Source organism: Salinicoccus siamensis (genome assembly GCF_042429615.1).
Classification (GTDB): domain Bacteria; phylum Bacillota; class Bacilli; order Staphylococcales; family Salinicoccaceae; genus Salinicoccus; species Salinicoccus siamensis.
This window is the reverse complement of the sequence record NZ_JBHMAH010000004.1, coordinates 130,526-142,819: the sequence shown is the minus strand read 5'-3', so window position 1 is coordinate 142,819 and position 12,294 is coordinate 130,526. Positions and strand designations below refer to the sequence as shown.

11 protein-coding genes are annotated in these 12,294 nt (G+C 46.2%); 2 read left to right on the top strand and 9 right to left on the bottom strand.

Annotation, left to right across the window (positions count from 1 at the left end; all coding sequences use genetic code 11):
• Positions 1-47: 47 nt before the first annotated feature.
• From trxA to zapA, 5 genes are all read right to left on the bottom strand, one after another.
• Positions 48-362, bottom strand: coding sequence for a thioredoxin (gene trxA, locus ACFFLE_RS01415; protein WP_344702731.1), 315 nt, complete (start codon positions 360-362; stop codon positions 48-50).
• A 179-nt stretch (positions 363-541) separates the two neighbouring features.
• Positions 542-2,872, bottom strand: a complete 2,331-nt coding sequence (locus ACFFLE_RS01410) for an endonuclease MutS2 (RefSeq protein WP_380569396.1) — start codon at positions 2,870-2,872, stop codon at positions 542-544.
• A gap of 1 nt (position 2,873) precedes the next feature.
• Positions 2,874-4,577: a DNA polymerase/3'-5' exonuclease PolX gene (gene polX / locus ACFFLE_RS01405; protein WP_380569395.1), complete on the bottom strand. Its 1,704-nt coding sequence runs from the start codon at positions 4,575-4,577 to the stop codon at positions 2,874-2,876.
• 28 nt (positions 4,578-4,605) lie between these two features.
• Positions 4,606-5,139 (bottom strand): CvpA family protein, encoded by a 534-nt coding sequence (locus ACFFLE_RS01400; protein ID WP_380569394.1) that lies wholly within the window; start codon positions 5,137-5,139, stop codon positions 4,606-4,608.
• 4 nt (positions 5,140-5,143) lie between these two features.
• Positions 5,144-5,401 (bottom strand): cell division protein ZapA, encoded by a 258-nt coding sequence (zapA, locus tag ACFFLE_RS01395; RefSeq protein ID WP_344702723.1) that lies wholly within the window; start codon positions 5,399-5,401, stop codon positions 5,144-5,146.
• Positions 5,402-5,519: 118 nt separating this feature from the next.
• On the opposite strand from zapA, the gene rnhC reads away from it, so the two are divergent.
• Positions 5,520-6,206: a ribonuclease HIII gene (gene rnhC, locus ACFFLE_RS01390; RefSeq protein ID WP_380569393.1), complete on the top strand. Its 687-nt coding sequence runs from the start codon at positions 5,520-5,522 to the stop codon at positions 6,204-6,206.
• Between the two features lie 78 nt (positions 6,207-6,284).
• Here rnhC and pheT read toward each other — a convergent pair whose 3' ends face one another.
• From pheT to ACFFLE_RS01370, 4 genes are all read right to left on the bottom strand, one after another.
• Entirely contained in the window at positions 6,285-8,690 is a 2,406-nt protein-coding gene (pheT, locus tag ACFFLE_RS01385) for a phenylalanine--tRNA ligase subunit beta (RefSeq protein ID WP_380569392.1), read from the bottom strand.
• Positions 8,677-9,744, bottom strand: coding sequence for a phenylalanine--tRNA ligase subunit alpha (pheS, locus tag ACFFLE_RS01380; RefSeq protein ID WP_380569391.1), 1,068 nt, complete (start codon positions 9,742-9,744; stop codon positions 8,677-8,679). The genes pheT and pheS overlap by 14 nt, the downstream gene beginning before the upstream one ends.
• A gap of 280 nt (positions 9,745-10,024) precedes the next feature.
• On the bottom strand, positions 10,025-10,771 hold the full coding sequence (locus ACFFLE_RS01375) for a TrmH family RNA methyltransferase (protein ID WP_380569390.1): 747 nt from the start codon (positions 10,769-10,771) through the stop codon (positions 10,025-10,027).
• On the bottom strand, positions 10,765-11,838 hold the full coding sequence (locus ACFFLE_RS01370) for a M42 family metallopeptidase (RefSeq protein ID WP_380569389.1): 1,074 nt from the start codon (positions 11,836-11,838) through the stop codon (positions 10,765-10,767). Before ACFFLE_RS01370 ends, ACFFLE_RS01375 begins: the two co-directional genes overlap by 7 nt.
• A gap of 154 nt (positions 11,839-11,992) precedes the next feature.
• Here ACFFLE_RS01370 and ACFFLE_RS01365 point away from each other — a divergent pair, with 154 nt between their 5' ends.
• Positions 11,993-12,268: a hypothetical protein gene (locus ACFFLE_RS01365; RefSeq protein ID WP_380569388.1), complete on the top strand. Its 276-nt coding sequence runs from the start codon at positions 11,993-11,995 to the stop codon at positions 12,266-12,268.
• The last annotated feature ends 26 nt before the right edge of the window (positions 12,269-12,294 follow it).

The window sequence follows — 12,294 nt, the reverse complement described above, 5'->3', positions numbered from 1 at the left end:
TGTTGAATTAAATGATAAAAAAGCCGCCTCAGAGGGCGGCTCATTCATTATGCGTGTTTTTCAATAAGTGCTACAAGCTGTTCTTTTGGTTGGAAACCAACGACTTTATCTACAGGCTCCCCATCTTTGAACAGGATGAGCGTCGGAATGCTCATGACTTCATATTCGCTTGCTGTAGCCTGGTTATCATCAACGTTAAGTTTGGCGATGTCTGCTTTGCCATCCACTTCTTGGGCCACTTCTTCGAGTACAGGTGCAATCATTTTACAAGGTCCGCACCATGGTGCCCAGAAATCCACCAATTTAACGCCGCTGTTTACTTCTTGTTTGAAATTCTGGTCGTTCACTTCGATTATTGCCATTTGAAATTCCTCCAATAAGTTGAATTATGAGTTGATTATATCATGCACTTTCAGCATGCTCAATTTTACTGCCTAGGCCAAAAAAGCTAAATAGACAATGCCACCCAAAAACATGATGACACCAATCACAATCAGCACTTTGGCGAGTTTATACATATCAAAATTATCCATCAGACCACCTACTTCATCTCAACGATCGTTACACCGAAGCCACCTTCACCAGGCATGCCACCCCTAAAGGATTTCACTTTGGAATGGGATTTAAGGAACTGCTGCACACCTTTTTGCAGCGCACCGGTCCCCTTCCCATGAATGATTTCAACTTCATTGTAATTGGAGAGCAGGACCTGGTCAAGATAACGATCGAGTTTCTGGAGCGCTTCTTCATAGCGTTCCCCCCTCAGGTCAAGCTCCCTCTTCACCGGTGTTTTCCCTACCCGGCGTGATACGGTACGCTGCTGTTGCTTTTCCTTCTTCCTCTTCTTGACCTCATCGAGGCCCACCTTCATTTTGATGATACCCATCTGTACAGTGACGGAGTCATCATCCGCTTCAAGCACTTCACCCTTTTGGCCATAGGACAAGACATCCACTTCGTCTCCGCGTTCGATGCGCTCTTTTTCCTTAGCGCGCTCCTTCTTACGGATATCCTCCTGATGATAACTGTCAGACAATTGTTTTTTCTGTTCTATCATTTCATGTTCCTGTATATCCGCACCGCGTTGCTTCATGTTCTCAAGGGTTTGGATGACAGTCTCTGCGCGCGCTTCTGCCTGTTTGATGATGCGGTTGGCTGATTCGCGCGCCTCTTTTCTGATCTTTTCTTTATATTCTTCATGACTTTCCATATATGCATCCAGTTCAGCATGAAGCTGTTCAGTTTCCTTCAGAAGCCGCGCAGTCTCCTCCTCATTTGCCCTGGCAGTCTTCGTATGCCTCTCAAGTGCTGTAATCATTTCATTGACATCTTCCGAGTCGCGTCCGGCAAGGGCCCGTGCCCGCTCAATGACACTCTCTTCCAAACCGAGTTTATTGGATATCTCAAAAGCATTGGACTTGCCGGGGATCCCCATGAGAAGACGATATGTCGGGGAGAGCGTCTCCACATCGAACTCTACACTTGCATTAATGGTATCTTCCCGTGTATAGCTGAACGACTTTAATTGAGGATAGTGCGTTGTCGCTACTATGGTCGACTGCTTTGAAAGCAGATATTCCAAGATGCTGATGGCCAGGGCCGCCCCTTCTTCAGGGTCTGTCCCCGCCCCTAATTCATCAAGGACTACAAGACTTTCCCCATCCGCTTCTTCGAGTATCCCGGTGATATTCGTCATATGACTTGAAAACGTCGAAAGAGACTGTTCGATGGATTGCTCATCCCCGATGTCACTGAATACCTTACGGAACAGCTTTAGACGGCTGCCGTCCCTCGCTGGTATGGGTATGCCGGACTGGGCCATAAGCACGCTCAGACCAAGTGTCTTCAGTGTGACTGTCTTACCGCCGGTATTCGGTCCCGTTATGATCACAGCACGCGTTTCATCATCCATTATGATATCATTCTTCACCACTTCATCTGCCGGGATGGACGGATGGAATGCTGCGGGCAGATAAATACCACCCTCAGTCATGATATCAGGTTTTGTACCATTGATGCTTTTACCGTAACGCGCTTTGGCGAACACCAGATCAATATGATGGAGTGCATCATCGGTCATGGATAATTCACTGCTGACTGTTGCGACTTCAGCAGACAATGCATAGAGGATACGTTCCACTTCAGATTGTTCCTCATCCTTCAAGTGCTGGATCTGATTTGTCATCTGAACGACAAGCATGGGCTCCATATAGACAGTTTGGCCACTCGCCGATATATCATGCACAATGCCATTGAAATCCCCTTGATGTTCCGCCTTTACAGGTACGACATAACGGTTATTGCGCATTGTGATGAGGTTGTCCGAAAGCTTCTTCTGATTGTTGCCGCGAATGATATCATTTAGGCGTTCTCTTATTTTGCCTTCTTCCGCCTTGATTTTGCGGCGGATTCTAAGAAGGGCTTCCGATGCATGGTCCAAAACCTGGTGGGCATCACATGTCTCGGATATTCTACGGTATAGGAAATGGATGTCGGGAAGCCCGTTTATATAAGCCGGCAGATGCACAAGGCTGATCTCATCCGCTTCAAACTCATCGAACACGCCCTCAAGCGTATGTTTACGGTTCAGCATCATCCGGATTTCATTCAATTCTGCGACGCCGAGCATGCTACCTATCTCCGCACGTTTCAGATGACGTTTGATATCAGTGATGCCTGAAAGTTCTACTGCCCGGTACCTCAGCATCGTGGACGCATCATCAACCTCATCGATCATCTGACGGATGACTTCTATATCGGTGGATATGATGTCCTCACTGATCGCTTGCTTTGTCTTCTCACTCTCGGCCAGATTCTCCAACTCAGCGAGTATTTTATCGAACTCTAAAGTTTTTATTGTTCTTTCATTCATGTTAAAACCTCTGTTTTCCATTTTTGATCCATTCCCTGAACCTTTCCCTTGTGAACGTATTGAGCACCTGGTCTTTTTTCACCAGACCTTTTTGCAGCGTAGCGACCCCAAATTCCATAAAATCCAAGTGATCTGTATGGTGGGCGTCTGTGTTGACTGTCAACATCAGGCCGGAATGGCGTATCACGTCGGAAGATAAATCCAAACGCCTTGGGTTCGCGTTCACTTCGAGCACTGTCCCCGTTTCTTTCGCCTTTTTGATCAACCGTTCCATATTAACGGCATAACCGTCTCTTTTTCCAATGAGTCGTCCGGTGGGATGCGCGATGTGTCTGACGTATGGATTGTCGCACGCTGCTTCGAGACGCTCCATGATCTGTTCTTCAGTCTGTTGGAAACTGGAATGGATGGCAGCGATGACATAATCCAATTCACTGAGTATATCATCATCAAAGTCGAGGGTGCCATCTTTTAATATATCCATCTCGGTGCCGGTGTAAATATCTATCTCTGGATATTTCGGCCGCAGGCTTTCCACTTCTTCAATCTGTTTTCTGAGCCTTTTTTCATCCAGTCCATTTGCGACTTTAAGGCTCTTCGAGTGATCTGTGATGACCATATATTCGTACCCCTTATCAATGCACGCTTCGACCATTTCAGAAATCGAATGGGCCCCATCACTGTATACGGTATGCATATGCAAATCACTTCGAATATCTTCCGGGGCCACAATTTCATTCATAGCCATATCCATCTCTTCGCCTGATTCGCGCATCGCCGGAGGGATATAAGGGAGCTCGAAATGATTGAACAGATCTTCTTCAGAAGAGAATGTGAGCATCTCACCATTTTTTTCGATGCCATACTCACTGATTTTCTCCCCCCGTGATTTGGCGATCTGCCTCATCCTCACATTATGCTCCTTAGACCCGGTAAAATGGTGCAGTGTAGTATGGTACGCACCAGGTGTTGTAAAACGGATATCGACATTGATCTGGTCTAAATCATACTCGGCGACTACAGAGAGCTTACGATCGCCCCTGGCGACCACCTCTTTTATGAACGGTAGTTCCAAAAATGTCTCCGTAACCTGCTTTAAGTCATCTGCTTCCACGATAAAATCCAAGTCCTTGCTCATTTCCTTATAACGTCGCGCACTGCCAGCAATATCAAACCGCTTGACTCCTTCCAATTCTGTCAAAGCATCCGTAATCATCGCTTTAAATTTCTGAATTGTTTCAATGGGATGACGTTCAGGACGCGTAAGCATGTCATCAATTCCTTTGATGATGTTTTCTTCAGTCTTTTTCCCGAAACCGTCCAAAGCGCTGACATTGCCGGCCTCGCATTCCGTCCTCAGTCCTTCCAAAGTAGTTACACCAAGCTCTTTGTGCAGTTTCGCCACTTTCTTAGCCCCAAGTGTCGGGAGATGCAGCAGCTGGATCAGTGATGCTGGAACAGTCGACTTCAGATCTTCGAGCGTAGTGGAACGGCCGGTATTCACATACTCTTCAATAACTTCATTGACCCCTTTACCTATACCTTTCAGCTCTGAGAAGTCTTCGATTTCAGAAAGTGTCCTTGGATCCCGCTCTATAGTACTTGCAGCCTTGCGGTAGGCAGAGACCTTAAACGGGTTTTCCAGTGCCAATTCCATGTAGGTCCCTATGGTCTCAAGCAGATTGATTATGTCCTTCTTAGTCATGTCTACCTCCTAAAAAAGAGCCATATTCCTATGACTCACTCTGTAACCATTCTATGAATTTTTCGGAAAGGATAAATGTGTTGTCCAGCAGGAATTGAGCCAAACCGGACTCCCCTACCATCGTTTCGATGAAATCGAGCGGCACTAAGGCGATCATCGTCAAGAAAACCGCCAGTATATAGACCATTTCTATAAGGCCGAGCAAAGTACCCACTATATCACCAACTATACCGAACACACTAATCTGCTGCAGGTAATCGAATGCGCTGACGATAAGTTGGATGATGATTTTGGAGATGATGAAGATAATGAAAAAAGCGGTCATATTATAAAACGCATATTCAGCATTCGCCAATTCCGGCATAAGGGGATTGGTAAGCGTGTCGGAAGTTGAAGGGTAGGGCATCACCATATCGAAGCGTGCAGCCAGCTTCTCATAGTTTTTAGCGGAGATGATGATGGCAGAGAGTGTTCCAATCAAGTGGAGCAGTTGAAGGACCATTCCTCTTCTGTATCCTATCACCATTCCTGCAATCAGAAGTATCAGCAGTATGAGTGTCATGATATCATTTACCCTGCTCTTCCATCTCTTCTATCAACGCCTGGTGCTTCTCAAGCAATTTGACATACTCATCCATAACGTTCACTGCTGTGAGTACTGCCTTTCGCGTTGTATCCAAACCTGCATTCTTCGCTCCAATTTCCTGGATCTTCTCATCGACGAGCCTCGCTACATAACGAATATGCTGAGGGTCCTCTTCCCCAACTAAAGTATATTGTTGATCATTGATTTCGACAGCAATGCGGTTTTTATATTCTGCCATCTGACATTGCCTCCCCGTAAAAATTTCGGTTCCCATATGTTATCATTAATTTATTATACTTATGTAACCAATCTTATACAAGTATATGCATAAGAAAAAACATAAAGGTAGGATAGCCATGAACTATGACACTATGAATACGATCGGCAGCGATGAAGCAGGGGTCGGCGACTACTTTGGACCGATGACAGTCTGCGCAGCCTATGTTCCGAAGGATAAAGTCGCACTCCTCAAAGAACTTGGCGTAAGGGACTCCAAGAACTTAAGCAACAGCACAGTCAGGAAAATCGCAGGCGACATCATACATATCGTCCCGTACTCCCTTGTAATACTCGATAATCCTTCCTACAATGAAAAGATTGATCAGGGATGGAACATAGTCAAACTTAAGGCAGTACTCCACGACCACTGCATCAGAAATGTCCATGAAAAAATGAGGGATGACTGGAAAGAGGCATTGGAAGCCATTGTAATCGACCAGTTCACATCTGAAAATGCATATCAGAAATACGTCCCCCATCCTTTCCGTGAAGATTTGATATACCAGGAAACAAAAGCGGAATCCAAATCCATCGCGGTAGCCTGTGCAAGCATACTGGCACGCAGCAAATACCTGGAACAGATGGAGAACCTGAACCGTAACCTAAAAGCAGAGGTGCCGCGTGGCGCAAGCAACAAAACCGATGTCTTCGCTGCCAAGCTTGCAAAGAAGCATGGCTTGGAGTACCTCGATGCCATCACCAAAAAACACTTCAAATCACGTCAAAAGGTCATCGACCTGATGAACAGCAAAAATCATGGCTGACGGCATTATTTGTATAGTGCATTTCAAAAGATTAAAGATGCCTATGGCGACATCGTCCGCCATAGGCATCTTCATTTATCATCTGATATGTGCACCTTGTGCTTCCAGTGCCTGTACAACCGGGTCGTAGGATGCTTCCACTTCCGCATCGGTCAGTGTTTCCTCTTTATTCAGGTAAACGAGTCTCAAAGCGATTGATTTATTCCCTGCCTCCAGGCGTTCACCTTCATACACGTCAAAGACAAAGACATCATGAAGGTATTTTCCAGCTGTTTTCCGGACTGTCTGAACCAGATCTCCAGCATGTGTCTCAGAAGGGACCACCAGCGCGATGTCCCGTGTAATGGACGGATACTTCGACAACTGCTGATAGATGATATCCCCTTGTGCTTTCTCAAGCAATTCACCCATGCTGATTTCAAATACTGCAGCACCATCCAAATCATTCTCATTCGCATACGCAGGGTGGACTTCACCTACGAATCCAATGACAGTATCATTCTCGAGAATGATGTCTGCTGTTCTGCCGGGGTGCATCTCGCTCAATCGGGAAGACGATCGATAGGTGATATGTGCAGACATGCCGAGTTTCTCAAACACCGTCTCCACGATGCCTTTGGCTGCATAGAAATCTGCAGGTACTTTGACACCAAGCCAATCTGTACGGTGCATATCACCTGTCACTATACCAGCAAGCATTTCTTTTTCCAACGGGAGTTCTGCTTCTCCGCGCGGGATGAATATTCTGCCCATTTCATACAGTTGGACGTCTTTTTGTTGGCGATTGCTGTTATATACCGCATTATCAATAAGATGAGGCACCAGACTGGTGCGCAACACCGCGTGATCTTCACTCATTGGCATCAGAAGGTCCAATGTTTCGTTGACTTCCGTAAATTGTCCGGCTTGACTACGGCTTGTCAGCGCATAGTTGACCGCCTGCGATAAACCAAGCGATTCCAGTTGGTGTCTTATGATTCGGACCTTTTTCTGGATATCCGTCAATTGCCCTGGAGTAATCTTCGAATACTCGGGGAGTGAGCTCGGCAAAGCATCATAACCGTATATTCTTGCAATTTCCTCCGTGATGTCTGCTTTAATCTTCAAGTCATCGCGCCTTGACGGTATCGATACCGTCAATACCCCTTCTTTTTCCGAGGCAACAAGCCCCAGCTTACCTAGAACATCGGTAATCTCTTTGACGGTCAGATCCATACCTAACCGATTATTGATGTAGTCCCCTGTAATTTCTATCGTGGAATCTTCTACATCCAGTTCACCTGCTGAGATGACTTTTGACGTCACTTTACCGCCTGCATATTTCTGCAGGAGATAAGCTGCGCGGTCAAGTGCCTTCCGTACAAATTCATGGGAAACACTCTTCTCAAAACGCGATGATGCTTCACTGCGCAAGTTCAGGCGATTGCTTGTCATACGCACGGATAATGAATCAAAGACTGCCGATTCGATGACGACGTCGGTCGTGTTCTCCGTGACTTCAGAAAATGCGCCACCCATAACACCGGCCAGGGCAATTGGCTCATTGCCATTGGTTACAACGATATCACTCTGCTTGAGTGTCTGTTTTTTACCATCCAGAGTCGTCATCTTTTCGTTTTCCTTGGCGTAGCGCGTCACAATCTTATCCGAGCCAATCTGTTGACGGTCGAACATATGCAATGGCTGTCCGAATTCAAGCAGCACATAGTTGGATATGTCGACGATATTGTTGATCGGACGGAAACCTGCCTTGATCAGACGTATCTGCATCCAGACAGGTGAAGGGTGAACTTTTACGTCTTCGACCACTCGGGCAGCATAGTAAGGGACTGCCTGAAAATCTTCATTATCGACGCTCAATTCGTCATCACCAAGATGCGCATCATCAATATTGTATTCAGGGAGTGAAACCTCCCCGCCGAATAGAGCACGCGCTTCATAGGCGACACCTATCATGCTGAGGGCGTCCTTGCGGTTTGGGGTCAAGTCGAATTCCATGACGTGATCATCGAGGCACAATGCCTGAAGTGCGTCTTCGCCGGCCGTTTTCTCCTCTTTAAAAATGAAGATTCCATCACGATATTCCGACGGGACCTGATCTTCATTGATCCCAAGCTCCTCAAGCGAACATATCATTCCTTCCGAGGCTTCACCGCGTAGTTTTGCCCGCTTAATCTTCACACCGCCAGGGAGTCTGCCGCCGACTTTACAGACAATGACATAGGAATCGGCAACTACATTAGGAGCCCCGCATATTATCTGGTGGATTCCATCCCCTGTATCGACTTGACATACCTTAAGGCGATCTGCCTCAGGATGCTGCTCGACTGATTGGACATGGCCGACCACCAGGTTTTTGATTTCTGCCGTATAATCCTTCAGTTCGTCGACTTCGATACCGCCGCGTGTAATCTTCTCAGCCAATTCTTCCGCAGGAACATCAAGTTGTATGAACTCCTGCAACCATTCCTTAGATACTTTCATTCTTTGCACCACCATCTTCTGTCACTTTGAACTGATTGATGAACCTCAAATCATTTGTATAGAAGTGTCTGATGTCTTCTATACCGTGTTTCAGCATAGCTATCCTATCAGGCCCCATGCCAAAAGCGAAGCCCGAGTATTCATTGGAGTCAAAGCCAGCCATTTCAAGGACATTAGGATGAACCATCCCTGCCCCGAGTATTTCTATCCAACCAGTATACTTACATACATTGCATCCGTCACCCTTGCATTTGAAGCAGGAGATATCGACTTCTACACTAGGTTCTGTAAATGGAAAATAACTTGGGCGAAGGCGTATTTCACGCTCTTCCCCAAAGATTTCCTTGGCAAAAAGCTCCAAAGTGCCCTTCAAATCACTCATATGAATATTCTTATCGACCACCAGGCCTTCAATCTGAGTAAATTGGTGACTATGCGTCGCGTCATCACTATCCCGACGATAAACTTTCCCGGGACAGATTATCTTGACCGGACCCTTTCCTGCCCGGGATTCCATCGTGCGCGCCTGGACAGGTGAAGTATGTGTTCTGAGCAACATCTCCTCAGAAATATAAAAGCTATCCTGCATGTCGCGTGCAGGGTGTGATTTCGGCAAGTTGAGCGCTTCAAAATTATAATAGTCGGTTTCCACTTCATACCCTTCTGCAATTTCATAGCCGAGTCCTATGAAGAAATCCTCGATATTTTCAATGATCAAGCTGAGGGGGTGTGGACTGCCCAGACTAAAATCGCGTCCTGGCAGCGTAACATCAATCGCCTCTTCCGATAATTTAGCCTCAAGCGCTTCAGCTTCGAGTGCTTGGGTCTTCTGTCCGATGATTTCTGTTATGTGGTTGCGTGTTTCATTCACTGCTGCCCCAAATTGAGGGCGCTCCTCTTTGGACAAGTTCTTCATTTCCTTCATGAGCCCTGTCACTTTGCCTTTTTTACCTAAGTATTCCACCTTCAACTGCTGTAGACTCTTTAGATCTTCTATATGGGCCACAGCCTGATCGAATGATTCCTTAACTCGCCCTATTTCTGATGTATCCATCATTTCACTCCTAAAATATAATAAAAACCCCGCCCTTCATCAAAGGACGGAGTTTCCGCGGTACCACCTGATTTTCTGCATGACAATACAGACGCTTATGGAAAGATAAGGGATTGACCCATTGCTCCATCTGCCAGGTGAACCCTGATCCCATCCGTACCCAGCATTCCAGTCCATGTGCTGCGCTCCCTGTTTCGGAATTATAGATCATTTATGTCCGGCTTCATCTGAAGCATCGTATTCATCTTATAAAATCATTATAAATCAAACTATCGAAAAATCAAGCTTTGAAATGATGCATAATGATACTCCCGGCAACCGCCACATTCAGACTCTCACTATCGCCGGGCATGCCTATCTTCAGTTTCTGGTCGACCAATGAAAGCACTTCTTCTGAAACGCCACGCCCTTCATTGCCAAGCACCACCATAACGGACGCCTCAGGTGAAGGCGTATCATCGAGCAGTACTGCACCGTCGATGGCAGTTCCCATCACAATACCCTGGAATGCATTGACTGCAGTCGTAGGCTCTGCTGTTTCAAGATGGATGTGAAAGAGGCTGCCTTGCGTACTCCTTAATACCTTGTCGCTGAATGGATCCACCGTATCATGAGATAAAATGATGTGCTTGAATCCAAAAGCATCCGCTGAACGGATCAACGTCCCCAAGTTGCCGGGATCTTGTACACCGTCAAGGAGCAGCGTATTGTCCTCCCCCACTTCCGGAGCCACATAGGACACAGCCGCCATGACCCCTGGCGGCGTATCCAGGGTGGATAAGGTTTTCATTACAGCCCGGCTGACGCTGAGCATCTCCGTTCCCTCAGGTATCTGCATAGTAGGATCGTATCCTTCTAAGAGTATCAGAGTGTGGAGTGTCTGATGGTATCTGACGGCTTCTTCAACCAGATGCTCCCCTTCAATCAGGAAACGTCCTTCCTTTTTGCGGTATTTTTTCATCTGCAGTTTCTTGAGATCCTTGATGCGCTTATTATCTTTTGAGCCGATGAATGTTGATGCTACCAAATGATTTCCTCCACAGCGTCATCATTTAGTGACCGGACGATTTCGGTCACGAGACGGACGGCATTATTGTAGTCATTCCTGTTCAGAATCGAAACATTCGAATGCATATAGCGGAGCGGTACACCTATGGAGATTGACGGCACACCTTCGTTGGATACATGGAATGCGCCTGAATCTGTCCCTCCGCCAGTAATCGCCGACCACTGAACTGGTATATCTTTTTCTTTAGCCAATTTCTCTACGTGGCGCCTGAAGCCGACATGTCCGATATTTGAACCGTCAAGTAGCAGAACAAGCGGGCCATCGCCCATCTTTCCGGTGCCATCCTTTTCGCTCATACCTGGTGTATCCCAGGAAATGCCGACATCGACTGCAATCGCAAGGTCCGGCTTCACTTTGTTCGCTGCCACTTTGGCACCCCTCAGGCCAACTTCTTCCTGTACTGTGGCCCCGCTGACAACATTGATGTCCAGATCTTCATCCTTCAAAGACTCCAGAACTTCAATGGCTACACCACAGCCGAACCGGTTATCCCATGCTTTTGCCAGCAGATAATCCTTGTTCGCCATCTCTGTGAATTCGCAGTGAGGTGTAATCATGTCCCCGACTTTGACCCCTGCTGATTCTGCTTCTTCTTTTGAAGCGACGCCGATGTCTATGAACATCTCCTTCATATCAACAGGTTTCTTTCTTGCTTCTGGAGATAATACATGAGGTGGTTTGGAACCGATGACCCCTGTCAGTACTCCCGTTTCAGTCACCACATTCATCCTTTGAGAAAGCATGACCTGGTTCCACCAGCCACCGATCGGTGTGAATTTGATGAAGCCATTATCATCTATCTGCGTCACCATGAAGCCGATTTCGTCGAGATGCCCACCAATAAGCAATGTGCGCGAACCATTTTTGGCATTTCGTTTGCCGAACAGTCCTCCAAGGTTGTCTTGGATCAGCTCGTCACTGACTGGCTCCAAATATTTTTTCATGACGTTCTTAACATCATATTCAAAACCGGAAATGCCGTTTGCATCCGTTAGACTTTTCATCATTTCAAGTTGTTTATCCATAATCGGTCATCCATCTCCTTATAATTAATTGTCGATTTCATTCTATCATAAATTATTTCACTTTTCGTAATATAAAACTTATTAATACACATTTAGCCTTTTAATTGTTATCATCAATAAGAGAAGCATAAAGCTTGTAGAAGGAGGCGTTATAGTGATCGATATAAAACTATCCAGAATTGAACGTACAGGAAAAGAATTGGACGTCCTAAAGAAGACATACGAAAGTGAAGAAGAAGCCATTGAAATCTATAATAAACTCACTGATGAATATGCAGAACAGACTTTGCCGTTCTTCGATGAAGATGAACCCCTCATCCGATTGGATATCATGCCGCAATCTGATGGGGACCAAGGAAATAAGGACCTGAAGGAATGCTATTTCGAGTACTCGGATGATCTGATGGATACACTATATAAAAGAATATAGGCAACATATGTAAAATGGCCGCTCCT